This window comes from Micromonospora aridisoli, assembly GCF_056150025.1.
Map to the genome: position 1 here is coordinate 409,325 of NZ_JAXCFK010000003.1, position 24,995 is coordinate 434,319.

The following is a 24,995-nucleotide window of genomic DNA, read 5'->3' on the forward strand; positions in this document are numbered from 1 at the left end:
GTCCCCGACCGGTCAGGACGGCGTGGTCGCCTTCTCCAGACCACGCTCGACGGCGGCGATGAGCTGCGGACGCAGCTCCTCGGGGCGGATGATGGCGTCCACCGAGCCGACCTCGACCGCCCGCTGGATGCTGTGCACCCCGTCGAACTCGGCGGCCACCTCCGCCAGCTTCTCCGCCCGCACCGACGCTCGCAGGTCCATCAGCTGGGTCACCAGTGCCGCCCGCTCCCCGCCGGTCGCCGCCGCGACGCGGGCCTCCAGCTCGACCACGCGCGGATCCTTCGCCGTACGCGAGTTGACGTCACCGGCGAACACCACGGCCGCGGCCGGCGCTCCGCCGATGACGGAGGCGAACGAGCCCTCCACGGCGAGGACGGTCATGTTCGGGTTGAGTGCCTTGGAGAAGACCACGAACGCTCCTCCGTGGTATCGCGAGATCACGCAGAAGACGATCGGTCCGTCGAAGTTGACGATCGCCCGGCCGATCTCCGCGCCGTACTCCAGCTGCAACTGCCGCATCGACTCCGGCGAGCCGTCGAAGCCGGAGAGGTTCGCCAGCACCACCAACGGCCGGTTTCCGCTGGCCGCGTTGATCGCCCGGGCGGCCTTCTTGGACGACCGTGGGAACAGGGTGCCGGCGGTGTAGGTGTCCGGCCCGTCGGTGGGCGGGAAGCCACGCCGGGGCACCGAGCGGGACTCGATGCCGAGCAGGCACACCGGAATGCCGCCGAGGTGCACGTCCTGCACGACAGCCGTCTCGGCGTCGGCCATGCCCGCCCAGCGTTCCAGGATCGCGTGGTCCTGGTCGGCCAGGGCCCGCATCAGCGTACGGATGTCGAAGGCCTTCTTGCGGTCGGGGTTGCGCTCCCGGGAGAAGATCTCGCCGACGGTGGTGAAGTCGCTGTCCGGCACCGCGTGCGGGTAGTCGGAGATGTCACGGTCGACCGGGTCGGTGGTGACCGCCCGCCGTGGCCGGCTTTCGCCCGGTGCCACGTAGGCGTGGTCGTGGTACGCCATCAGGACCTGGTGGGCACCGCGCAGGTCCGGCGCCCAGTACTGGGCCTGACCGTTGGGGCCCATCACCCGGTCGTAGCCGCCGATGCCGAAGTTGTCCTCGGCGGACACCCCGCCGGAGAAGTCCAGCGACTGCTTGCCGGTCAGCACCATCGCCGAATCCGGCGTCATCACCAGGATGCCCCTGGTGTGCATGAGCATCGTAGCCTCGGCGTTCCAGTACGGCTGCGCTCCCACGGTGATCCCCGCGACGACGATGTTGATCTCACCGCCGGCCTGGGTGAACTCGACGATCCGCTTGAGCGCGGCGGCCACCCAGTCCATGTTCTCGGTGCCGGAACTCATGGAGATCCGCGCACCCGCCGACAGCGCGAACCAGTCGACCGGTACGCGCATCCGCTCGGCCAGGTCGAGCGCGGCGATCACCCTGGCACACTCCGGCTCGGCGAGCGCGCCCAGCGCCCGGGTCGGGTCGCCGAGCAGCACCACCCGGGTGACACCCTCCGGGTAGCGCTCGGTCGGCGTGCTCGCCACCCCGACGACGATGCCCGCCCGGTTGTGCCCCTTGGGCCGCTGCACCGGAGCCAGCTCACCGGAGTCGGCCAGGTCGTACTCGACGAAACTGCCGTTGCGGCCGGCCAGCATCTCGGTCAGCTCGTACGGGTAGGTGGTGCCGCGCCGGCGGGCCGACAGCACCTTCTGCCGGTAGTCGTCGAGCGGCTGGATCAGCTCCGCCGTCGGTTCGGTGACCGAGATCCGCATGCCCTCGTCGTAGGAGACCTGCACCGCGATGTCGACCAGCTCACCGGTGGCCTCGTCACGCTGACGGCCGAGGAACAGCACCTCCTCCAGCCCGGCGTCCGCCGTGATCGGCAGCACCCGCTGGGCGACGGTGTTCAGTTCCTCGATGCTCAGGTCGTTCGGTGGCCAGACGAAGATGGTGATGCGGTTGGTGTCGAACCGCTTCTTCGCCGGGCGCTGCGCCTGGACCTTGCGGATCGCGTCGAGGCAGGCGTCGAGCGCGCCCTCCACCGCCGGCAGGGCGAGGATCCGGCCGTCGGTGTCGCGCAGCGGGGTGAGGTCGCGTACCTGCGCCATCGCGGCCAGCCGCTCGTCGGTCGGATTGTCCGGCGCGACGCAGTGGACGAGGTAGACCTCCTCGTCGGCGGAGGGCAGCCGGGTCAGGTCGAAGTTACGCAGCCGGGGCAGTTGCAGGCGCTGCGCGATCAGCGGGTGCAGACCCCGGATCACCCGGTCCTCACCGAGACCGGGCCGGAAGGTGAAGTGGTGGTGCATCTCGGCGCCGTTGCGTCCGGCCACCGAGATCGTCACCCGCTGGAGCACGTCCAACAGGCCGGCCCGGTCGAGGACCTCCCTCAGGGTCGCGGCCATCGCCTCCACATCGGGCTGCTCGGCCCAGGTCAGGTACACGTCGGCGACCGATGACTCCGGGTCGCGGCGCGGTGCCGTCGGACCGGCGCCGCCGCCGGGTGCGGCCAGCCCGGCGACCCTGGTCAGGGTCTCCGGCAGCCCGGCGAAGTCCGTGGCGGCGGCGACCAGGCGGAAGCGTTCCCCGTCGCGGTCGTATCCGGCGGTGAAGAACGACTGCCCCGCCACCTCGACCGCCCGGGCGTCGGTGGTGCCACGGTTGCCGTAGTAGCGGCGGCTGAGCACCTCGAGCATCGGACCGTGGTCGACGTCCGACCGGCCGATGCGCTGGGCGAGCAGCCGCACCAACGGCTCGGGCGAGGCGACCATCTTCGCGATCCGCTCGGCGCGGTCGGCCGCGCCCGGATCTCGGTCGAGGTAGCGCAGATTGCTGCGGACCTCCGCGTACACCTCGGCCCGCTTGCGCCGCAGCATCGGCTGCGCCGCCCAGCGGAACACCACGCTACGGGCGAGGTCGCCGACCACCGGAAAGCGGCGCTGGGTGGCGAAGATCAGGTGCTCCAACGCCTGGCCGACCAGCTCGCGCAGGCTGTCGCCGGGCGGGGGCTCGGTCAGCCACCGCTGGAGGAAGGTGACGATCACCTTCACGTCGACCGCCGCCCGCTGTTGCGCGAGGAAGATCCGGAAGACCGCCTCCTCCAGCTCCGGCGTGCGTTCGAAGTCGTCGACGCCGTAGTGGGCGAGTACCCGGGCGAGTCGCTGACGGAACGTCTCCGGCAGTGCGGCCCGGTCGACGTCGAGACACTGGAGATAGGTGTGGAAGTACTCGCGCGGGCTGTGCACCCGGGTGTCGGCCTTGGTCTCCTCGCCGGCCGGACGGTTGCGGCTGAGCTCGGACAGGTCGGCGAAGACCTGGAGCAGCTCGACCTCCTCCTCCAGCGGGCGGTGGGGCAACTCGGCCCGGGCGGCCAGGTACCCGGTGAGAGCCCGGCGCTCGTCGCGGGGGTCGAGGTCGTAGCCGAGCAGCAGGCTGCGTAGTTCGGCGATGCCGCGCGCCACCCGGTCCCCGGCGGACAGGCCGACCGGCTCGGGCGGCAGCTCCAGGTCGACGGTCGTGGCCTCGGCGGTCTCGCTCGCTGCTCCGTCACCGAGCGGTTCCAGACGCAGCAGCGCCGCACCGGTCTCCACCTGGCTACCGACGGAGACCAGGCACTCACGCACCTTCGCCGCGAACGGGGCGCGCAGCACCGTCTCCATCTTCATGCTCTCCAGGACCAGCACCGGCGCGCCGGCCTCGACCTCGTCACCCACGGCGAGCGGGGTCGCGACGACCAGCGCGGGTGACAGCGAGCGCAGCACGCCGCCCTCGTCCCGGCTGATCCGGTGCGTGATGCCGTCCACCTCGACCAGGTGGATGGGTCCGTGGGTGTCGGTGACCAGCCGGAACCGGCGGCCGTTGACCAGGATCCTCCCGCTGTGCTCGTCGAAGCGCTCCAGTTCGACGTCCACCGTGGACGTCTCACCGATGCCGACGCGGAAACGGTGCGGCCCGATCTGTGCGACGGTCACCCGGTAGGTCGCACCGCGCAGCTTCAGGTCGATCGGTCGGCCGGTGGCGTGCTGGACCTGAGGACGGCCGCCGTGCGCCGTGGACAGCAGGCGTTGCCGCTCGACGTGCGCCCCGTCCTCGTACGCCTCGATGGCGGCGGCGGCCAACGCGACACCGGAATGCCGGGTCGACACCAGGCGGCCCTCCGCGCGGACCCGGTCGATCCAACCCGTGTCGGCGCTGGCGTCGATCACCTCGGGCTGATCCAGCAGGTCCAGCAGGAAGCTCTTGTTGCTCGCACCGCCCTCGATGATCACCGTGGTCTCGGCGACCGCCCGCCGCAGCCGGCTCAGTGCCTCGTCGCGGCTGCGGCCGTACGCGATGATCTTCGCGATCATCGAGTCGAAGTCGGCGGGGATGACGTCGCCCTCGCTGACCCCGGTGTCCACCCGCACCCCGGGGCCACTGGGCAGCACCAGCCGCACGATCCGGCCGGGTGAGGGCGCGAAGTCCCGGTCGGGGTCCTCGGCGTTGAGCCGGGCCTCGACGGCGTGCCCCGCCTCGGTCGGGATCCGGTCACCGAGCCGACCGCCGGCGGCCACGTGGATCTGGGCCTTGACCAGGTCGAAATCGGTGGTGGCCTCGGTGATCGGGTGCTCCACCTGCAGCCGGGTGTTGACCTCCAGGAAGGCGAACAGCCGCTCGCCGGGGTGGTAGAGAAACTCGACGGTGCCCGCACCCCGGTAGTCCACGGCCAGCGCGAGCCGCTCGGCCGCCTCCTTCAGCTCGCGCGTCTGCTCGGCGGAGAGCACCGGCGAGGCCGACTCCTCGATCACCTTCTGGTTGCGCCGCTGCACCGAGCAGTCCCGCACGCCCAGCGCCCACGCGGTGCCCTGGCCGTCGGCGATCACCTGCACCTCGACGTGCCGCGCGCCGGTGACCAGCCGCTCCAGGAAGACCACGCCGCTGCCGAACGCACGCTGGGCCTCCAGGCTCGTGCGCTCGTACGCCTCGGCGAGTTCGGCGTCGCTGCGCACCACCCGGATGCCCCGGCCGCCGCCGCCCGCGGTCGCCTTCAGCATCAGCGGGTAGCCGATCTCGGCCGCCGCGCGCTGCGCCGCCGCCAGGCTCTCCACCGCACCGCGGCTCCACGGAGCGACCGGCACGCCGACCTCCTCGGCGATCAGCTTCGCGCCGATCTTGTCGCCGAGCTTGCGCATCGCCTCCGGACTGGGGCCGATGAAGGTGACGCCGTTCTTCTCGCAGAGTTCGGCGAAGGCGGGATCCTCGGCGACGAAGCCCCAACCCACCCAGGCCGCGTCGGCACCGGTCTCGTGCAGCGCCCGTTCGAGGACCCGGTGGTCCAGGTACGGGCGCGCCGACGCGGGCCCGAGGCAGTAGCTGTCGTCCGCCTCCCGCACGAAGGTGGCCGCCCGCTCCGCCTCGGTGTAGAGCGCGACGGTCTCGATCGGTGGGGCATCGGTCTCGGCGTTGAGCTCGCGAACAGCGTGGATCAGCCGCATGGCGGCCTCTCCCCGGTTGACGATGGCGATGCGGCTGAACACCGAGCAGGCCTCCGTAGGATTCGTCCTGGCAGAAGGGGGACGCTCCTCGGACAGGGGTCCCGCTCAACCAACCTTCGTGGCTACCAGCGGGTAAGGAAGACGTGGGAACTGCCACCTCCGGACAACAGATTTTGTCGAGACCCACCAACTCCGCCTTCGCCGACAACCACGGATGGCCCGACTCACGCCGAACGGGCACGAATCCGACCACGTCAGAGTGAGGCCCCGACCACCCTCCGTGGTGGCCCCCTCTAGCAAGATCATCTACCTTTCCCCTCCCGGACCTGGTGCTATACGGTCAACGGGTGAGAGTTGAGCGTCACTGGTGGAACGGCGACCACACCCCCCGCGGGCGTCGCGACGTCTACATCCGCACCGACGGTGAGTCGTGGGAGGTCGAGGCCCGGGCCGGCGGCGGCACCGGGCGCTCGAAGATCTACCCGTGCCCGGGCCGCAAGTCGGCGGAGATCCTGGCCGGGGCGTGGATGGGTGGCCAGAGCCGGTGGCGGGTCGTGGCGCCCTCCTGAACCTCACCACGACACCCGGCGCACCGCCATCAGGTAGGCTGGCTACGCGACCCACGTGACCGTGGGTCCGATTCGATGTCCCGGGCCACGCGCCTTCGACGCGTCAGGCCGCAGCCGGCAGCGTCAGCGCCGTGCGGGACGTCCCCTTCGACGTTCGGAGCCTTCATGGCGGCACGCCGCCCGCAGCAACAGACCAACCCGGCCACCCTTCCGACCTTCGCCGACCTCGGCGTGCCCGAGGCGCTCACCCGCGTGCTCGCCGCGACCGGGGTGGACCGGCCGTTCCCGATCCAGGCCGCCACCCTGCCCGACGCGCTGGCCGGGCGGGACGTGCTCGGTCGGGGCCGCACCGGTTCGGGCAAGACGTACGCCTTCGTCCTGGCGGTGCTCACCCGCCTGGCCGCCACCGCCGCACCGCGCCGGCCCGGACGCCCCCGGGCGCTCATCCTCGCGCCCACCCGGGAGTTGGCCACCCAGATCGACGAGGTGATGGCGCCGCTGGCACGGGCGCTGTCGTTGCGCACGATGACCGTCTTCGGCGGCGTGGCCGCCAAGCCGCAGATCGCCGGGCTGCGCGCCGGGGTGGACGTCCTGGTCGCCTGCCCGGGTAGGCTCGCCGACCACGTCCAGTCCGGACACGCCCACCTGGACGCCGTCGAGATCAGCGTGCTCGACGAGGCCGACCACATGGCCGATCTGGGGTTCCTGCCGACCGTACGCCGACTGCTGGAGCTGACCCCGCGCGGCGGGCAACGACTGCTCTTCTCCGCCACCCTGGACGCCGGCGTCGACGTGCTGGTGCGGCGCTTCCTCAGCGACCCGGTGGTGCACAGCGTCGACTCGACCCTGTCGCCGGTCTCCGCGATGACGCACCACGTACTGCACGTGCACGCCGAGGACCGGTTCGCCGTGCTGGTCGACCTGACCGCCGCGCCGGGTCGGACGGTGGTGTTCACCCGCACCAAGCGGGGCGCGAAGACGCTCACCCGCCGGCTCGTCGCGGCCGGCGTCGACGCCGTCGAGCTGCACGGCAACCTGGCCCAGGGCGCGCGCAGCAGAAATCTCAAGGCGTTCTCCGACGGTTCGGCGCGGACGCTGGTGGCCACCGACATCGCGGCCCGGGGCATCCACGTCGACGACGTGGCCCTCGTCGTCCACGCCGATCCGCCGGTGGAGCACAAGGCCTACCTGCACCGCTCGGGGCGTACCGCCCGGGCCGGGGCCTCCGGGACCGTCGTCACGCTGATGACCGACACGCAGGCGCCCGAGGTGCGGGAACTGACCCGCAAGGCGGGCATCGCGGCGACCACCACGCGGCTGCGTCCGGGCGACGCGCTGCTGCGCGAACTCGCTCCGGGGGAACGGACGTTGACGGCGCAGCCGGCCGCCCAGCCGGCGGCAACCCGCCGACGCGAGGTGTCACCCGTACCCGCCGGGAGGGGCCGACGCCGGGGCAAGCCCACCGCAACCGCCTCCGCGCGGTCCGACGCGGCCACCTCGGCACGTGGCGGCGGGAACGTCTCCGCGCGGGCCGGTGGAAACGCCTCGGCGCGTGGTGGCGCGGCCGCATCGACGCGGTCGGCTCCGGCCGCCTCGGCACGGGGCGGCGCGGCGGCGTTCTCCGCCCGGGCCCGGCCCGGCGGGCGCGGCGGCGGCCGCTGAGCGGCCCGTCCGCCCGAACGACACTCCCTGACGACAGGTCCCGCGCCCGCCGGCGATGCCGGCGGGCGTCTCCTTGCGCCGCCGCAATACCTAGAACTACTATGCCTAATAGTTCTAGGTATTGATGGTGGGAGGACCTCATGAAGGTCACCAAGGATCTCGTCGCCGCCTCGGCGACACCGATGGTGCTGGGCATCCTGGCCGACGGGGAGAGCTACGGGTACGCGATCCTCAGACGGATCAACGAGCTGTCCGACGGCGAACTGGACTGGACCGAGGGGCTGCTCTACCCCCTGCTGCACCGGCTCGAACGACTCGGGCACGTGGAGTCGAGCTGGCAGTCGGTCCCCGGGGAGCGGCGCCGCAAGTACTACCGCATCACCGCCAGCGGCCTGGCCGAACTCGCCGAGCAGCGGCGCCAGTGGGACACCGTGGTGAACGCGCTCAAGTCGATCTGGGTCGACCCCGGCGACGTCCGGCGTTCGACGGCGATCCCGCTCGGCGGTCTGGCATGACCGCGCCCGGTGGTCCGGACGGCACCACGGCGTCGCCGGGCCAGGAAGGCACCACCGCGTCCGACGGCCCGGACGTGACGACGACGTCGCCCGGCCAGGAGGAGCTGGAGGCCCAGTTCGCCCAGTGGCGTCACTACGTGCGACGCCGCCCCGAGTTGCAGCGATCCGACACCGAGGAGCTGGAGGACCACCTCCGCGGCTCGGTCGACGAACTCCTCGCCGCCGGCCTGCGACCCGACGAGGCGTTCCTGGTCGCGGTCAAGCGGCTCGGCGGCCTGGACGAGCTGTCCCGCGAGTTCGCCCGGGAGCATTCGGAGCGGCTATGGAAACAGCTGGTGCTGACCGGCGGTACCGACGACCCCGAGACCGACACCCGGTCGCGACGCGACCTGATCGCGATGATCATCTGCGCCGTCGGCGCGGCGGTGTCGATCAAGCTGCCGGAGTTGTTCGGGCTCAGCCTCGACCGGGACGGCGCGTTCTACGCAGCCAACGCCTCGCTGTTCGCGCTGCCCTGGTTGGCCGCCTATCTGGCCTGGCGTCGCCGGGCCGGGGCGGCGCTGATCGGGGTGATGGTGGCGTTGTTCGCGCTCGGCGCGGTGGCCGCAAACATCTATCCCCTCGCCGACGACTCCCAGTCGCTGGTGCTGACGACCATCCACCTGCCCATCGCCCTGTGGTTCGTGGTGGGCCTGGCGTACGTCGCCGATGATCTGCGCTCGTCGCGCCGACGCATGGACTTCATCCGCTTCACCGGCGAATGCTTCGTCTACTTCGTGCTCATCGCCCTCGGTGGCGGCGTGCTGACCGCCTTCACGGTCGGGACCTTCCAGGCCATCGGCATCGATCCGGAGGGCTTCATCTCGCAGTGGCTCCTGCCGTGCGGCGCGGTGGCCGCGGTGGTCGTGGCGGGCTGGCTCGTCGAGGCCAAGCAGAGCGTCGTGGAGAACATCGCCCCGGTGCTCACCCGCCTGTTCACGCCGCTGTTCACCGCCGCGCTGCTGGCCTTCCTGGTCGCGCTCGTCTGGACCACCGCCGGCATCAACGTCGAGCGGGAGGCTCTGATCCTGTTCGACCTGCTGCTGGTCGTGGTGCTGGGACTGCTGCTCTACTCGATCTCGGCCCGCGACCCGCTGGCCCCGCCCGGACTGTTCGACAAGTTGCAGCTCGCCCTCGTGATCAGCGCGCTGGTCATCGACGTGCTGGTGCTAAGGGAGATCACCGAACGCATCACCGAGTACGGCACCACCCCGAACAAGGCCGCGGCCCTCGGCGAGAACGTCATCCTGCTGGCCAACCTCGCCTGGTCGGCGTGGCTGCTGCTGGGATTCGTCCGTCGGCGCACCCCGTTCGCGGCCCTGGAACGCTGGCAGACCCGCTACCTGCCGGTGTACGCCGGATGGGCCTGGATCGTGGTCCTGCTCTTCCCCCCGCTGTTCAGTTACCTCTGAGCGAGCGGACCCGCCCAAATGGCCAGCGGGCGTGGACGGCTGCCAGCTGCCCACGCCCGCTGGCCGCGAACGAGCCCGAACCGTAGTTCCTGCCCCGGAACTGAGCAAGAGCTTCGCCGGCGAGAGCAGTAGTCCGTGATCGGTTCCGACCTACCTGGTCAGTCCGTTGTAGGTCACCACGTACCGACTCACCGACAAACATCGTCAACCTGCTGAGCCCGCTCGCCATCAACCCGCCCGCATCGATCACACGGTGCGCATCATCGACCAGTGGGATCTGGATTCCTACGCCTACGACCTGCTCACCAGATACCTCCGCGGCGAGGCGTCCCCGATCGGCTGAAGCTAGACCGGCGTGCCGAACACGACCGGCAGCCCCGGTGAGTAGAGCACGCTGGTCGGCGGTCCCTGCGGCGGCGGCAGCCCGGCGGCGGTCACCAGCTCGTCGTCGAGGGCCAGCAGCTCCGCCCGGTGCAGCGGCCAGCGGGGGTGCCAGTTCGGCAGGTGGCGGGTACGCCCGTATGCCCGGGTGTGCAGGCCCCAGCGCGCGGTGACGAAGTGGTCCAGCGGGGTCGGCTCGGCGATCGGCGCACCGACCCGGACCTCGATCCGGCTCGCCGCGCCGGCCGGGCCGGGCCAGCGACGCCGGCAGCGGTAGCTGAGTCGGTCGCCGTCGCGTTCCAGCCCCATCGCCGACCACATGTACGGCAACCGCAGGGTCGCCCGGGCGACCAGCACCGGCACCAGCCGGGACGCGTCGAGCGAACGGAACACCACGGCCCGTCGGCCGACATCGTCGACGGAGTACAACCGGACGTTGGTCTCCCAGAAGCTGCCGAAGTACGGCACTCCCGGCCCGATTCCGAGGCCCAGCCCGACCATGCGGAAGCCGATCAGCCCGACGTAGGTCAGCCCGTCGAGGGTGTCGGGGCGGGTGCCGGCGGGGAGCAGCGGTACCACCAGCTCCGGCTCCACCGGCCAGTGCAGGAAGACCAGATCCTCCCAGCGTTGCCGAAGCATGGCGCGGCTGAATCGGCGTGTCGGGGCGGCGTCGATCGGTTCGATGTCCACATGCCGATCCTGCCGGACCTGCCGGCCGGTACGACCCCGTCGCCGGAGCACCGCGCCGTCCGTCCGATCAGGAGGCCCGGTGGTGGTTGCTCACCCGGTTCCCGCCCGCCCGCTTCGCCGCGTACATCGCACGGTCCGCGTCCGTCAGGGTCTCCCCGAGTGCGTACGCGGAACCGCTGGCCACTCCGACGCTGGCCCGCACCTGCCACGCCGTCATCCCGGCGACCGCGTCGACCGTCCGCTTGGCGACCTGTTCCGCGGCGTCGAGATCGGCCCCCGGCAGGATCGCGACGAACTCGTCACCGCCCAGCCGGGCCACGAAGTCATCCCTGCGTACGCTGGCCGCGAGCACCTGCGCGACCGCGCGCAGCACCTGGTCGCCGGTGGCGTGCCCCAACGAGTCGTTGATGTGCTTGAACTGGTCCACGTCCACGATCAACACTGCCACCGGATCGGGCGCGGCGGCCGTACGAGTGGCCAGGTTCTCCAGGAAGTTGTCGAGACCGCGCCGGTTGGCCACCCCGGTGAGCGGGTCGATCCGCGCGGCCCGCTCGGCCCGCTCGTGCTGCCACCGCAGGACGTCGTACGACTGCATCGTCACCGCCGCGTGCAGCCAGCGGTGCCGCTGTCGCCACAACAGCTCCGCCAGCGCGTCGCCGTAGGTGAGGCCCGGCACCGCGTCGCGCGCCCCGTTCCCGGCCAGCAGCACCGCGTGCGTACGGTGCAGCGCCGCCGAGATCAGCCAGTCGGTGTCGGGCGACAGGCCGGTCACCGCCTCCTCGATGACGCGTAACGCCTCTTCGGGGCGTCCGGATCGGCTGAGTGCCACGGCGTGGAAGGGGCGGCACAGCAGTTGCTCCTGGTGCCGCTGTTCGATGCCGTGGTCCTGCAACAGGGCGAGGAACCGGGGGATGTCCGCCGCCGCACCGGCCGGGTCCTGACGGTCGGCGCGGGCACACGCCGCGAACAGCGACGCGGAGAGCCGCCACACGTCCGCCTTGGGCCCGGAGGCTTCCGTCACCGCCCGTACCGCGTGCTCCTCGGCCACCGTGGTGTGCTTCTCCGCCTCCACGACCTGACCGACCTGGTACAGCTCCAGGGCCCACATGAGGTTGAGCTCCGCCAGGTTGCACAGCCACATCGCCCGGTTGCCGTTGTCCGGGTAGCCGGGTCGGCAGGTCGTCTCGTACGCCGCCTGGAACTGCGGTGCGGCCAGTTCGTAGAGACGCAGCTTGGCGTAGCCGATCGCCAACCCGGTGCGGGCGTTGCCCTCGATCACCGGATCGGCTTCGCCGGCCAGCAGGGCCGTTTCCGCGCTGACGAGATCCCGCAGGACGGTCTCGATGTCGTACTCGGCGATGTCCTGGTCGCCGAGGCGCAGCCGCCGGTCGGCGCGCAGCGACAGCGCGCACGAGCGCCAACCGGCGCTGCCCTCCCGCTCCGCGGCGGCCAACATCAGGTCGGCGGCGGCGATCGCCGCGCGCAGGTCACCCAGCCGGGTCAACGCCACGACGCGCGCGAAATGCATCGCCGGCGGCCCGTCGCGGATCTCCCCGGTCGGTTCGCGGAGCGCCGCCTCGGCGACCGCCAGCACCTGGTCGGCGCCACCGGCCTGCGCCTCCTCCAGCAGCCGCAGAGCCCGGAGGGTCACCTCGTCCATGCGGTCTCCTCCGCACCGCCCAGGGAAGAACAGCCCGATGTTACGGTAATCACCCCCCTTCGAGCGCCTCCCGCCGGTCCGCAGTGTGCGCCAGCGGTCGCCAGGCACCGAGGGCGACGGTGGCCATCGTCGCCGCGCCGATCCAGAACGGTGTCGTGATGCCCCAGGCACTGACGAACAGGCCACCGAGGAGGGAGCCGACCGCCGCTCCGCCCAGATCGAGCACCGCGTAGGCGCTGCCGACCCGGCCGAGCAGCCGCGACGGCACGAGTCGTTGCCGTAGCGACGCGACGGTGACTCCCCAGACCATGCCGTGCGCGCTGAAGACGACCAGGACGACCACCACGACCCAGACCTCCGTCGTGACCGCCAGGACCAGGTGCGTGGCGACCTCGATGACCAGCCCGGCCCGCAGCACCACGGGGTGACCGAACATCCGGACGAGTCGGGTCGCCACCCCGGTGCCGGCCAACCCACCGACCGCGAAAGCGGTGAGCAGGAGACCGTAGCCGACCTCGGAGATGCCCAGTCGGTGCCGGCAGTAGAGCACGAACACCGCGAACGCGGCGCAGAAGGCGACGTTGCCCGCGCCCATGCTCAGGGCCAGGGTCCGCAGCAGCCGGTGCCGCCACAGCCACCGCACACCCTCGGCGATCGAGCGGGCCACCGACGTACGCTCGGCGGACTCCGGAGCCGGAGCAGGTCGGATGCCCGCCAGCAGCGCCGCGGCGACGGCGAACGTCAGCGCGTTGAGTCCGAACGGCACCGCCGCCGAGATGACGAACAACCAGGCGCCCAGCGGCTTGGCCACGAACTGGTTGCCGATGGTGAAGGTCGCGTACAACCGTGCGTTGGCGCTCGGCAGCCGGTCCAGGGCGACCACCGACGGCAGCAACGCACCCATGGCGGTGTCGGCCAACGTCTCCCCCGTACCGAGGAGAAAGAGCACGGCGTAGAAGACAGCCACCGTGACGGTTCCGGAGGCGATGGTGACGGCCAGCGTGGCAAGCGCCACGGCGCGCACCAGGTTCACCGTCACCACCAGTCGACGCCGGTCGAGGCGGTCGACGTAGGCACCACTGAGCAGGGCGAACAGCAGCCAGGGCAGCTGCTGGACGAAAACGGCACCGGCGATCAGCGCCGGATCGTCGGTGATGGACGCGACCAGCAGCGGGCCGGCCGCCATGGTGATGCCGTCACCGATGTTGGACACCGCCGAGGCGGTCCAGAGTTTGGCGAAGTCCGCGCCGAGACGCGCGGATACCAGGGCACGCAAAATCGCTCCTCGAGCTGGAATGGAAAACGGCCACAAGGGGGCCGCTCCGTAGCGAGGAGCACCGTCACCGTCGGCGGACCGACGGTGGGCCGCAGGGTCAGCGCACGGTGAACTCTCGCGCCGGAGCGGGGGCCGTGACCATGTCGAGGCGCATTCTCAACTCCTGTCCATCGACCGATGTCAGGGCGGAGGATAGCCGTCCGCACCGGACGCCGGAACCGGATTAGGTACGCGGCTCCTGGGGGTCGGCGGTCTCGCGGTGACAGGTTTCCGGCAACCGCAGCAGCCGTGTCGGGCGGCTTCAGCGGGGCTCCCGGCTGGAAGATGGCTCAGGGGAACGCTTCGCCAGGCGGCGTCGTCGCACCTGTGTGAAGGGCGGCGACGACGAAAGGGGTGGTCATGGCCAGCCGGGTCAGGGCTCTGCTCATCGCACTCGCGTTGACGACGGCCGGCTGTGCCAGCGCCGTGCCTCCCGGACACGAGTCCCCGGGACGAGAACGATCCCCCGGGCCACCAACCGTCCACCTCCGATGGGACTCGTGCGCCGCCGCCACGTCGGGGCGGAAGTTGGAGTTCACCGGCAGCCATGACGGGTTGTCGCTGCCACTGCTGCCCACCGGGTTCGAGCCGGTGGCGGCGGTCGTCTGCCTGGTCGGCCCGCAGCAGAGACCCGGCGGCGGCTCTGACCTGGTTGCCGTCGAGAAGCGCACGGACGAGGTGTCGGCACTGGTGGCGGCGCTGCGCTTGCCGGACCAGCCGTCGACCCAGGAGGCCTGCACGCTGGAGTTGCCGTTCGTACCATGGCTGGCGCTGCTCGACGCGCAGGGGCGGTGGGTCCGTCCCGGCATTCCAGTCGACGGCTGCGCGAAGCCGCGCCCGGAGTTTCGCACCGCGTACGACACGTTGCCGACCGAGACGGTCACCACGCGAGTGCTGCGGGAACTGGAGTCGGACGAAGCCGTGGCCACCGGGTGCGGCCAGCAGTGGGCGGACATGGTGTGGGTGACCGGCGAGTCCGGTGGGGGCCGGACCGGCGCACCGGACACCCTGCCCGACGACGGTGCGAAGGTGCGCATCTGCCTCTACCGCGTACCCGGACACGAACAGGGCGGCGGCAAGCCGGTCGGGGAGTTCGAGTCGGGCGGGGCGCTCGACGTCGGGCGATGGGTGGCGATCAGGCGGGAACTCGTCGCGTCCGGCCTGGCCGCCGACTGCGGCACACCGGCCACCCGATTCGCGGTGCTGCACCTGCCCAGCGGATTCGTCTACGTGGAGGCCGACGGCTGCCGGAGAGCGTTGATCGAGAGTGGCACTGGAACGGCGACCCTGCGGCAGGGCACGACGGATCTGACGGCCCTGGTCTTCCCGAACCAGCGTTGAACGGAGGCCGTGACATCGCTCGATACATTGGCCCGGTGGAGCAGATCAGCCGGCGGCGGTTCCTCGACGAGATGGTGGCCGTCACCCGGGAACGGGAGGCCACCACCCACCTCTACCTGATGCTGCGCGAGGGCGGCGGCATCGGTGTGCAGTGGGAGCAGCCCGGTCTCGACCATCTGCGCGAGTACCGCGTCGTCGACCCGGAGGGGACCGCCTGCCCGCACTGCGTGATCATCGAAACGGTCCTGGCACTGGCCCCGGTCCTGCCGCTCGACATGCTGCGGACCGCCCGGTCCCGGGTGCAGTACAAGACGGTGCTGCGCGCCGGGATGCTGCCGGCGCCGGCGTTCGCCCGGCAGTCCGGCGGTCGTGACGTCACCTGGCTGGGCGACTGTCACGGTGCGCCCGGGAACCCGCACAGCGACGCGGACTGCGCGGAGCACGCGGCGATCGGTCCCTCCGTGGTCACCGATCCGCTCGACGTCGATCCTGCGGCCGCACCGCTCCGGGCGCTGGTCGAGATGACCGGCGCTGTCGACCTCCGGGAGCGGCTGCGGCTCGCCCGTGACTGGCGCGACACCGCGGCCGAGGTGGCCCGCCGCAGCCGGTACGCCGAGACGACCTGGGGTTTCCTGCGCAGTACCGCGGTGCTGGGCGTGCCCGCGGCCGGTGTGCCGGGCGTGGTCTACTCGCTCCGACCAGGCGCGCCGGCCGACGACCGTCCCTTCGCGGAGCTGTACGCGGCGACGGTGCGGTCGCTCTCCGGCCAGACCTCCCTGACGTACGCCGAACAGGTGTGCCTGGTGCCCGATCCGGTGCCGGGCCGCGAGCGGATGCCCAGCTACGCCGGTGCCGTGGACGTCGCCACCGGACAACCGGTACGCACGCTCCGGCTGCCGTCGAGCCGCCGCCCGATGAGCCGGCTCGGCCGCGGGATCCTGCTGCTGTTCGAGGCCCGGCACACGATGCTGATCCGCCAGGTCCAGCGCCCCCAGGACTGGGAGTCGGAGGCGGCGCTGCACATCTTCGAGTTCGGCATGCTGGAGGAACTCGGCGGCACCGGGTACACCTCGGCCGTCGCCACCTACCTCGACGCCCTGCGCCGGGAGGGTGATCTGCTCAGCCGACCGCAGAAGGTCCTCGACCGCCGCGAACGCAGGGCGCTCGCCGGAATCTTCGGCGACATCGACGACGAGGAACTGCACCTGTGGGGGTCGGTCGCCTACCGCAACGCGATCATGCTGATGCTGGGCAGCCAGTCCGCCTTCGCCGAACACCTTCGACGTCAGGCGGCACCGTAGCGCGACCGCTGACGGGGGTGGGTGGGGTCGGCTCGCCGGCCCCACCCACCGAGGCTGTCAGTTGCGCAGGCTCCACTGCTGGTTGGTGCCGCCGTGGCAGGCCCAGAGGTGGATCACGGTGCCGTTGGTGGTGCCGTACCCACTGGCGTCGAGGCACAGCCCGGACTGAGCGCCCGTGATGGTGCCGTTGGGGTTCACGTTCCACTGCTGGTTGGTCTGGCCGTTGCAGTCCCAGATGATCGCCAGGGTGCCGTTACTGGTGCCCTGGCCGGAGGCGTCGAGGCACTTGTTGCCGTACACCGTCAGTTGCCTGCCGGCGGTGTAGGTCCAGCGCTGGTTCGTCCCACCGTGACAGTCCCAGAGCTTCACCTGGGCGCCGTTGGCCGTGCTCGCACCGTCGACGTCCACGCACCGGCCGGACTGCGCGCCGACGATCTGGACGTTCTGCTGGCCGCTGCCGCTCTGCGGGCCGGCGGCGGCCATCACGGCCTGTGCGCCCGAGGGCCAGTTGCCGTTGGTCACCGTCACGTTGCCGGACACGACGTTGCCCCGGTCGCCGTTGGTCACGTTGGTGCTGCCGTTGGTCGACCAGTTGTTGGTGACGGTGAAGTTGCCCATGTTCTCGGCGTACCAGTAGTTCGCGGTGGCCCACGTGCCGGTCGACGAGAACACGTTGTTGCGGGCGGTGAACCAGCGCGAGCCCTCGTCGAAGTAGAGCCCGAAGTGGCCGTTGGTCCGCAGGCAGTAGTTGTCGGCGATCAACGCGCCCGGGTTGGCCGACAGCGTGTAGATGCAGCCGCCGTCGTTCATCTGCTGCATCACGTCGTGCACGTAGTTGCCGATCAGCCGGTTGTTGGATGCGGTGGTGGCCGTGGTGTAGCGCGGCTGGTAGTTGTACAGGCCACGGCCGGCGTAGTGCTCGCTGCCACCGGCGTCGTTGGAACCCCAGCCGTATCCGATGGACATGCCGGTGTACGGCATGTTGTAGACCTCGTTGTACGAGATGGTGGCGTTGGTGACGTAGGTGGTGAGCACCGAGACGATGCCCCGGTACTCGATCCCCAGGTCGTGCAGGCGGTTGTTGCTGATGGTGATGTCCCGGTTCACCATGCGCTGGTCACTCGGGTGGTGGGCGTCGGCGCGTACGCCACCGACCACGATGCCGCCGGCCGCGTTGCGGGCGATCTGCGAGCGGGTGATGGTGATGTTGCTGGCGCCGAGACCGACGCCGCTGGCGTGGGCGTTGGCGTCGTTGCCGATCCCGATGGCCGTCTGACCCAGGTTGACGAACTGGGAATCGCTGAAGGTGATGTTGTTGGCGGCCGAGATCTGCACGGCGGCGGGCATCTGCTGCCAGTTCGGGCGCGTGGCCTCGAACTGCGGACAGCCGTTGTGGCAGGAGGAGAAGCTCGGCCAGTTCCAGTTGCCGTGGATGTACGCGCCGGTCTGCTGGTCCACGTAGCCCTGGTTGCTGCTGGCTCCCAGCCAGGTCGTCCCGGTGAAGGTGATCCCGGTGAACGCGATGTGGTGCGCCGGTGCGGCGTAGGTCCCGCCGAGGTTGACCAGCGACTGTTGCGTGGGCAGTTCCACGCTGACGCTGTTCATGTTCTGGCCGGCGAGCGGAATGTAGGACAGTGCGCCGGTGCCCGGGTCGAGGTACCACTCCCCCGGCGCGTCCAGGAACTCGTAGGCGTTGGTCAGGTAGAGCGGTCCGGGCCGGTGCGGGCTGGTGAAGGTGTCGTACCCGAAGTTGTTGTTGCTCCAGCCCGGCTGCTGCATCCGGATCAGGTTGCCGCTGATGCTCTGCACCGACACGTACCGGTCGGTGAACGAGTTGACGCTCTCCATCTGGATGCGACTCTGGTTGGCCAGGTTGTTGAGGTAGGTCAACGCGCCGCTGGTGAATCTCATGCCGGTGCTGTCCGCGGTGAAGTCCGCCCGGTTGACCTGGGTGCGGGCCCGGGTGGCGAGCGCTCCGTTGACGTATAGCTGTCGGGTGTCGGTCCCGGCGCCGACGTTGGCGCGCCAGATGTTGCGTCCGGCGTCCACAAGCGACCAACCGGTGACCGCCCGCGCGCCGCTGATCACGGGACGGGCCGACGGTGCCGCCTGCCAGATCACCCGGTAGCCGTTCGTGCCGGAGTCGGCAGCGGCGAACCGCAGGGGTGACGAGAGCCGGTACACGCCGTCGGCCAGTTGCACGACGATGTCGCCGGACATCGAGCTGTTCATCGAGCGCACAGCGGACTGCGCACCGGCCAACGAGCAGGGCTGAGCGGCGGTGCAGGCACTGCCGCCACCGGACGGGGAGGCGTGGAGCGTGGTGGTCGCGGCGAGAGCGGGGGCGGCGGTCGTCGCCACGGCGGCCACCGTGGCCGCGGCGGTCAGTGCCACCGCCGCGGCCACGGCCAGCACCCGTCTGGGTGCGGCGGGGGGTGGAGGTACGGACACGGGGGTCTCCTTACCTGGGGCTGGTGTGGTGCGATGTGGACCGAAGCTCATCATACGAATGATGTCTGCGCAAGGATCGACCGAGTTCGTCGGCCGGCCGGTGGACCGCCGTGAACCCGGCGCAGCTCAGCCGAGGATGCTCCGGAGGTAGGTCAACCCGTCCCGTGCGAGCCGGTCCGGTGACGGTGCGAGCGGACGCCAGATGGAGGCGGCGGTCGCGATCGTCTCGTTGTCCGGGGTGAACGACTCGATGCAGATCGCACCCCAGTAGCCGGTCGCCGCCAGCGCGGCGAGGAACCGGGGCCAGTCCAGGTGATCCGCCCCGGGCGCTCCCCGGTTGGTGCCGCTGACCTGCACGTGCTTGATGTGTGGACCGGCCACCGCGAGGGCGGCGTACGGGTTCGCCTCCTCGATGTTCATGTGGTACGTGTCGATCATGATGCCGACGTTCGACGGCAGGCCGTCGATCATCTCCACGGCCTGTTCGAGCGTGTTGACCACGCTCGTCTCGTAGCGGTTGAGCGCCTCCACACCGATCGACACGCCCCGCTCGCCGGCCCGGTCGGCGAGCGGCACCAGCGCCCGACGGAAGTCCGCGTAACAGGCGGCGCGCTCGGCCGGCGTCATCCGCCAGGTCCGGCCCACCGACGCGTAGACCGGACCGCCGACGCAGGGCGCGCCGATGATCGCCGCGCTCTCCACGCAGTTGTCCAGGTACGCCACCGTCTCCTCGACCACGGCGGGGGCGGCATCGACGAGTTCCCGCCCGGGCGGGGTGACCGCACAGACGCCGGCCGCGGCCAACCCGTGTACGGCCAGCAGGTCCCGGACCCGGTACGGATCCCAGTCACCCGGCTGCTCGATCGGCAGTTCGACCGCGTCGAAGCCGAGCAACGCGATCCGCGGGATCAGCGCGGTCAGGGCCGCGTCGTCGACCGGCGAGGCCCAGACCCAGGGATTGACACCGACGGCACGCACCGGACCCTACCTCCAGCGCTGCGGGTAGCCCGGCAGGTCGGTGCACCCGCACATCGCGTAGTGCAGGGGCGGCATGTCCGCGTCGAGGTAGCTGTCCAGGTTCTCCTGGGTGATCGTCGGCTGGGGCAGCTTCCACGGGTCGGACACCTGCTGGCCGTCGAGGATCCGCAAGGCCGCGATGATCGGCGTACGCCACTGGTAGGTCGGGTACGTCGGCGCGATCGCGGTCAGCCCCTCGTCCTTCCACATCTTGAGGAAGTCGAGCTGGTCCTCACCGTTGATCGGCGGCACCGGCTGGCCGGCGTCCTGGAACGCCTCGACCGCCGCGACGGCGACCGCGCCGGCGTCCATCCAGACGCCGTCGATGGTGCCGTGCCGCTGGATGTAGTCGTTGACGATCTTCTTGGTCTTGGCCGGGTCGCCATCGGTGAACTCGACCCCGACGACGTCGACCTGCGCCTTGTCGAACGCGACCTTCGCGGCCGACCACCGGGTCTCCAGCACGTCGACGCCGGGCAGGATGCGCAGGGCGAGGACCTTGCCGCCGGGCTTCATCCGCTGGCTGACGAACTCGGCGCCGACGTGACCGAACCCGTACCCGCCGATCGGGTTGATGAACGTCACCGGGCAGTCGGTGTCGACGCCGCGGTCGAAGACGATGACCGGCAGGCCGGCCTTGCAGGCCGCCTCCACGGCCGGGGTGAGCGTGGCGGTGGTGTTCGGCGAGACGATGAGTGCGTCACAGCTCTTGCCGAGCAGGTCGTTGATGTCGGCGATCTGCTTCTGGTCCTTGCCTTCGGCGTCGACGTGGACGAACTCCTTGATCCGGTTCCCCTGTGCCTCGACCTCGGCCTGCATGGTCTTGAAGCCGACCTGTCGCCACGGGTTGTTCAGCGCCGCGTTCGAGAAGCAGATCTTGTAGGGACCGTCCTTCTTGAACGTGGCGGTGTCCACCATCGTCGGGTTGAGCACCTGTTCCCACGGCTTGTCGGCCGGTCCGGTCGGTGCGGCGTCGAGCAGCGCGAGTTCCGTGTCGTAGTCGGCCTGGACGAAGAACTTCGACTGCTCGCCGGTGCCGGCTCCGGCGGGCGGCGCGGAGGAGGCGTCCGAGGGCGTGGCCGCGGGTTCGTCGGTGGCACAGCCGACGAGCGCCAGCAGGGTGAGTGCGGTCAGTGCCGCCATGCTTCGTTTCATCAGTATCCCCTTATCTCGACGTGGAACGCCGGGTCGAGACCGCCACGGCGAACAGGATGATGGCGCCCTGGACGGTCGGTCTGAGGGCGCCGGAGACGCCGTAGAAGTTCATGAGCGTGAAGAGCAGTTCGAGGGTCAGCGCGCCGAGCATCGCGCCGACGACGGAGCCACGCCCGCCGCCCAGGGCGACACCGCCGAGAACGACCGCGGTGATGGCCCCGAACTCCAGGCCGGCGCCGGCCTGGAAGGAGACGCCGCTGTAGCCGCCGATCAGGATGGCCGCGATCGCGGCGGCGAGGCCGCTGAGCATGAAGGCGATGGTCCGGGTACGGCGCACCCGGGCGCCGCTCAGCTCGGCCGTACGCGGGTTGTCCCCGACCGCGACCAGGACCCGGCCGAAGTCGGACCGCATCAACAGCACGGCGAGCGTCGCGAGGATCAGCAGGATCACCAGGGCGTACGAGAGGCGGCCGAGCACCGGCACGTCCTCGAACGCACGCCGGCCGAACCGGCGGAACTCCTCGGAGAGCCCACCCTTCGGCGCGCCGTTGGACCACAGGTAGACCGCCCCCACCAGGATCAGGAACATGCCGAGGGTGGTGATGAACGAGGGCACCCGCAGTCGTGTCGTGATCAGCCCGTTCACCAGCCCGACCAGCACACCGCCGGCGAGCAGCACCAGCACCACCGGCCAGGTCCGCGACGGATCGCTGTCGATGAGCCGCGCGGCGACCACGACCTGCGCGGTGACCAGCGAGCCGACGGACAGGTCGAACTCGCCGGAGACGATCACGAAGTACTGGCCGGCGGCGAGCAGGATGAGTGGCGCCGAGCGGCCGAGGAACGACATCAGGGACGCCGGGGCGAGGAAGTCGGGCTGTCGGACGGTGACCAGCACCAGCAGCACCGCGAGTATCGCGAGCAGGGGCAGGAGGCCACCGGGGCGTAGCCGGACAGGCCGTGGCCGGACAGGCTGTGCCGGCAGCGGACGGCGCTGGAGGAGCGGCATGGTCAGGCGACCGCCTTCCGCATGGTCCGGCGGGCGTAGACCGCCACGGCGGCGATGATGACGACCCCCCGGATCACCTGCTTGAAGAAGGCGTCCACCTCGAGCTGGTTGAAGATCGCGTCGATGCTGGCGAGCAGGAGGACACCACCGAGGGTGCCGATCACGCCGCCACGGCCGCCGGCCAGGGCGGTGCCACCGATGACCACGGCGGCGATCGACTCCAGGTCGTAGAGCCCTTCGGTGCCCACCCGGGGGGCGCCCGAGCCGAGCCGACTGGCCAGATAGATCCCGGCGAGCCCGGCGCAGAGCGAGCAGAGCACGTGGGCGACGACCAGGACCCGACCGTTGCGGACACCGGAGAGCCTGGCCACCTCAGGATCACCGCCGACGGCGACCAGGTGATGACCGAACCGGGTCCGCGTGAGCGCGAACCAGCACGCCGCGGTCACGGCCACGAACAGCAGAAAGGACAGTGGGACGGGACCGACGCGCTGGTAGCCGAGGGTCTGCACGAGCGCGGGCGAGGTGCTGCCGGCCGGACCGTCGTAGCCGTTGTCGAGGTACCCCTTGAGCAGCAGGCCGACACCGAGGGTGGCGATGAAGGCGTTGATGCCCAGCCGGGTGACGAGCAACCCGTTGAGCAGCCCGACACCGGCACTGACGATGAGCGCCAGGCCGACCGCGGGCAGCAGCGATCCGTCGCGGCCGTTCATCGTCTCGGCCGCGACGAGGGTGCTCAGGCTCACCACGTACGCCACCGAGAGGTCGAGCGAACCACCGAGGATGACCAGGGTCTGGCCGACGGCGACGAGCCCGAGCCCGGCGGCGACGTGCAGCAGGCTCACCGTCGTCGACTGGTTGAACAACTGGCCGCCGTCGATCATGACGACCAACCAACCGACCAGCAGCGTGAGGGCCAGCGCCACGAACACACCCGGCACGGGCCGTCGGGCCGGGCGCGACGACAGAACACTCATCGGGCTGAACCCACTGGTTCGCTCGCTCATGCCGCCGTCTCCCGTACCGTCCCGACCGCGAGGGCGAGGACGTCCTCCTCGGCGGCGCCGGCGGGCAGCTCCCCCGCGATGCGGCCGTCACGCATGACGAGCGTCCGGTCACTCATGCCGAGCAGTTCCGGCAGCTCGGACGAGATCATCAGCACGGCCGCACCCTGGCGGGCCAGACGGCGGACGAGATCGTGGATCGCCGACTTCGCGCCCACGTCGATGCCACGGGTGGGCTCGTCGAAGAGCAGGATCAGCGGGTCGAGCGCGAGCCATCTGGCCAGCACCACCTTCTGCTGGTTGCCACCGGACAGGAAGCGGATCTCCTGGTCGTCACCGGCGGCCCGCACCTCGACGGCGGCGAGCAGCTCACGCACGCGCACCGTACGGGCGGTGCGACCCGAGCGGGCCGGGACGACCGCCCGGCTCGCGAGCAGGGCGTTGTCGAGCACCGACTGTCGGGCGACGATGCCCTCACCCTTGCGGTCCTCGGTGACGTACGCGATGCCGGCCCGCATCGCCGCGCGTGGGGAGCGCAACCGGACGGGCGTGCCGTCGAGCGTGACCGTCCCGGTGGTGAACGGCTCCACCCCGAACAGCGCGCGGGCCAGTGCGGACCGTCCGGAGCCCTGGAGGCCGCCGACGCCGAGCACCTCCCCCGCGCGCAACTCCAGGTCGATGTCGCGCAGCTTCCGGTTCCCGCCACCCCGGACGGCGAGTCGGACCGCACCCACGTCCCCCGGGCCGGCCCGGTCCGGGTAGTAGCTGGACAGCTCGCGACCGACCATGTGTCGTACCAGTTCCTCCGCCGTGGCGTCGGCGGTGCGCATCGTCCGCACCCGACGCCCGTCCTTGAGAACCGTGATCCGGTCGGACAGATCGAAGACCTCGGTCAGCCGGTGCGAGACGTACAGCAGGCCGATGCCCTGCTGCTGAAGCCGCCGCACCAGGCCGTAGAGGAGTTCGACCTCGTGGTCGGCCAGCGCGGCGGTGGGCTCATCCATGATGAGCAGTCGCGCGTCGAGGGCGAGCGCCTTGGCGATCTCCACCACCTGCTGCTGGGCGACCCCGAGGCGGCCCACCAGGGCGTCCGCGGGCAGTGCCGTCTCCCCGATGGAGGCCAGCAACTCCCTGGTACGGCTGAGCATCTGCCCTCGGTCGACCAGGCCGCGCCGCTTCGGCTCGTGGCCCAGGTACACGTTCTCCGCGACGGTGCGCTCCGGCAAGAGGTTGAACTCCTGGTGGATGATCCCGATGCCGACGCGCTGGGCGTCACGGGGGCCGCCGAACACGCGTGGTTGCCCGGCGAACTCGACCGTGCCGCCGTCCGGGGCGTACCCGCCCGAGACGATCTTCATGAGGGTCGACTTTCCGGCACCGTTCTCACCGACGACGGCGTGCACCTCGCCCGGGGCGACGTCGAGGTCGACATCGTCGAGGACGCGCACCCCGAGAAAGGATTTGCTGATGCCCCGCAGGGCGAGCAACGGCGACACCGGCCGTCGTTCCGACATCGTCAAAGATCCTTACGAAGAGTAATCAACAACGGAACCTCGGAATCCACTTACGACCGACCCGACACCGGGCTTTCGTTACCGGAAGCGATGCTTCCTGTTCTCGTGCTCAAACTTTCGCTTGACACGACCGAAACATCACACGTATGAAGATAGATGCTCGGGGATAGGTGCGCAATCCCCGATCTTCCCGGGTTTTCGACCGGACTGACGGCCGGCAACGACGCCGGGCCGAGGTTCACCGGGATCGCATGCGCCGATGATGATCCCGTCGATGTTGTCGTTAACATTTTGATATGTCCATATCAGCACTCTCTCGGCTCCTTGCCACCACGGGATCTGAACCCACCCCTATGTGACTCTGCGTTACCTCCGAGCGGAGCCACACCGGTACGACGGTCCACGCGACGAGCGACCGCGCACGTACGTCCGTCGCGCCAGCCGGGCACCACTCGACGTGCCGCGGGGAGGTGACCGGTCCGTGG

General features: G+C 70.7%; 16 protein-coding genes. 6 read left to right on the forward strand and 10 right to left on the reverse strand.

Translation table 11 applies throughout. The annotated features are described in order from the left end of the window. Positions 1-12 precede the first annotated feature (12 nt). Positions 13-5,517, reverse strand: a complete 5,505-nt coding sequence (locus tag SM447_RS08855; protein ID WP_474572242.1) for an ATP-binding protein — start codon at positions 5,515-5,517, stop codon at positions 13-15. A 305-nt stretch (positions 5,518-5,822) separates the two neighbouring features. Between SM447_RS08855 and SM447_RS08860 the strand changes: the two genes are divergently transcribed. From SM447_RS08860 to SM447_RS08875, 4 genes are all read left to right on the forward strand, one after another. Beyond that, on the forward strand, positions 5,823-6,044 hold the full coding sequence (locus SM447_RS08860; RefSeq protein WP_099851929.1) for a hypothetical protein: 222 nt from the start codon (positions 5,823-5,825) through the stop codon (positions 6,042-6,044). Positions 6,045-6,209: 165 nt separating this feature from the next. Then, positions 6,210-7,706, forward strand: a complete 1,497-nt coding sequence (locus SM447_RS08865; RefSeq protein ID WP_474572243.1) for a DEAD/DEAH box helicase — start codon at positions 6,210-6,212, stop codon at positions 7,704-7,706. Between the two features lie 140 nt (positions 7,707-7,846). Further along, complete coding sequence (locus SM447_RS08870; protein WP_474572244.1) at positions 7,847-8,221, forward strand: PadR family transcriptional regulator; 375 nt, start codon at positions 7,847-7,849, stop codon at positions 8,219-8,221. Next, positions 8,218-9,672, forward strand: coding sequence for a permease prefix domain 1-containing protein (locus SM447_RS08875; protein WP_474572245.1), 1,455 nt, complete (start codon positions 8,218-8,220; stop codon positions 9,670-9,672). Before SM447_RS08870 ends, SM447_RS08875 begins: the two co-directional genes overlap by 4 nt. 345 nt (positions 9,673-10,017) lie before the next feature. On the opposite strand, the gene SM447_RS08880 is transcribed toward SM447_RS08875, so the two are convergent. The 3 genes from SM447_RS08880 to SM447_RS08890 all read right to left on the reverse strand — a co-directional run bounded on the left by SM447_RS08880 (position 10,018) and on the right by SM447_RS08890 (position 13,679). Next, the gene (locus SM447_RS08880; protein ID WP_474572246.1) at positions 10,018-10,743 is read right to left on the reverse strand and encodes a YqjF family protein; all 726 of its coding nucleotides are present in this window, start codon (positions 10,741-10,743) and stop codon (positions 10,018-10,020) included. Between the two features lie 67 nt (positions 10,744-10,810). Further along, the gene (locus SM447_RS08885; RefSeq protein WP_474572247.1) at positions 10,811-12,403 is read right to left on the reverse strand and encodes a GGDEF domain-containing protein; all 1,593 of its coding nucleotides are present in this window, start codon (positions 12,401-12,403) and stop codon (positions 10,811-10,813) included. Between the two features lie 49 nt (positions 12,404-12,452). Next, positions 12,453-13,679: an MFS transporter gene (locus SM447_RS08890; RefSeq protein ID WP_474572248.1), complete on the reverse strand. Its 1,227-nt coding sequence runs from the start codon at positions 13,677-13,679 to the stop codon at positions 12,453-12,455. 399 nt (positions 13,680-14,078) lie between these two features. Here SM447_RS08890 and SM447_RS08895 point away from each other — a divergent pair, with 399 nt between their 5' ends. Further along, positions 14,079-15,059: a hypothetical protein gene (locus SM447_RS08895; protein WP_474572249.1), complete on the forward strand. Its 981-nt coding sequence runs from the start codon at positions 14,079-14,081 to the stop codon at positions 15,057-15,059. A gap of 35 nt (positions 15,060-15,094) precedes the next feature. Next, positions 15,095-16,360, forward strand: a complete 1,266-nt coding sequence (locus SM447_RS08900; RefSeq protein WP_474572250.1) for a hypothetical protein — start codon at positions 15,095-15,097, stop codon at positions 16,358-16,360. A 57-nt stretch (positions 16,361-16,417) separates the two neighbouring features. On the opposite strand, the gene SM447_RS08905 is transcribed toward SM447_RS08900, so the two are convergent. The 6 genes from SM447_RS08905 to SM447_RS08930 all read right to left on the reverse strand — a co-directional run bounded on the left by SM447_RS08905 (position 16,418) and on the right by SM447_RS08930 (position 24,510). Further along, entirely contained in the window at positions 16,418-18,811 is a 2,394-nt protein-coding gene (locus SM447_RS08905) for an RICIN domain-containing protein (RefSeq protein WP_474572251.1), read from the reverse strand. Between the two features lie 126 nt (positions 18,812-18,937). Then, positions 18,938-19,789 (reverse strand): sugar phosphate isomerase/epimerase family protein, encoded by an 852-nt coding sequence (locus SM447_RS08910; RefSeq protein WP_474572252.1) that lies wholly within the window; start codon positions 19,787-19,789, stop codon positions 18,938-18,940. A gap of 6 nt (positions 19,790-19,795) precedes the next feature. Beyond that, positions 19,796-20,983, reverse strand: a complete 1,188-nt coding sequence (locus SM447_RS08915) for a substrate-binding domain-containing protein (protein WP_474572253.1) — start codon at positions 20,981-20,983, stop codon at positions 19,796-19,798. 10 nt (positions 20,984-20,993) lie between these two features. Beyond that, positions 20,994-21,992 carry an ABC transporter permease gene (locus tag SM447_RS08920; RefSeq protein ID WP_474572254.1) on the reverse strand — a complete coding sequence of 333 codons (999 nt, stop codon included), beginning with the start codon at positions 21,990-21,992 and terminating at the stop codon, positions 20,994-20,996. Positions 21,993-21,994: 2 nt separating this feature from the next. Continuing rightward, positions 21,995-22,999: an ABC transporter permease gene (locus SM447_RS08925; protein WP_474572255.1), complete on the reverse strand. Its 1,005-nt coding sequence runs from the start codon at positions 22,997-22,999 to the stop codon at positions 21,995-21,997. Beyond that, positions 22,996-24,510: a sugar ABC transporter ATP-binding protein gene (locus tag SM447_RS08930; protein WP_474572256.1), complete on the reverse strand. Its 1,515-nt coding sequence runs from the start codon at positions 24,508-24,510 to the stop codon at positions 22,996-22,998. The genes SM447_RS08925 and SM447_RS08930 overlap by 4 nt, the downstream gene beginning before the upstream one ends. Between the last annotated feature and the right edge of the window lie 485 nt (positions 24,511-24,995).

Coding starts and splice junctions, on each gene's coding strand:
- SM447_RS08865 (WP_474572243.1), top strand. CDS start 6,210: ATGGCGGCACGCCGCCCGCAGCAACAGACCAACCCGGCCACCCTTCCG.
- SM447_RS08870 (WP_474572244.1), top strand. CDS start 7,847: ATGAAGGTCACCAAGGATCTCGTCGCCGCCTCGGCGACACCGATGGTG.
- SM447_RS08875 (WP_474572245.1), top strand. CDS start 8,218: ATGACCGCGCCCGGTGGTCCGGACGGCACCACGGCGTCGCCGGGCCAG.
- SM447_RS08885 (WP_474572247.1), bottom strand. CDS start 12,403: ATGGACGAGGTGACCCTCCGGGCTCTGCGGCTGCTGGAGGAGGCGCAG.
- SM447_RS08895 (WP_474572249.1), top strand. CDS start 14,079: ATGGCCAGCCGGGTCAGGGCTCTGCTCATCGCACTCGCGTTGACGACG.
- SM447_RS08915 (WP_474572253.1), bottom strand. CDS start 20,983: ATGAAACGAAGCATGGCGGCACTGACCGCACTCACCCTGCTGGCGCTC.
- SM447_RS08920 (WP_474572254.1), bottom strand. CDS start 21,992: ATGCCGCTCCTCCAGCGCCGTCCGCTGCCGGCACAGCCTGTCCGGCCA.
- SM447_RS08925 (WP_474572255.1), bottom strand. CDS start 22,999: ATGAGCGAGCGAACCAGTGGGTTCAGCCCGATGAGTGTTCTGTCGTCG.
- SM447_RS08930 (WP_474572256.1), bottom strand. CDS start 24,510: ATGTCGGAACGACGGCCGGTGTCGCCGTTGCTCGCCCTGCGGGGCATC.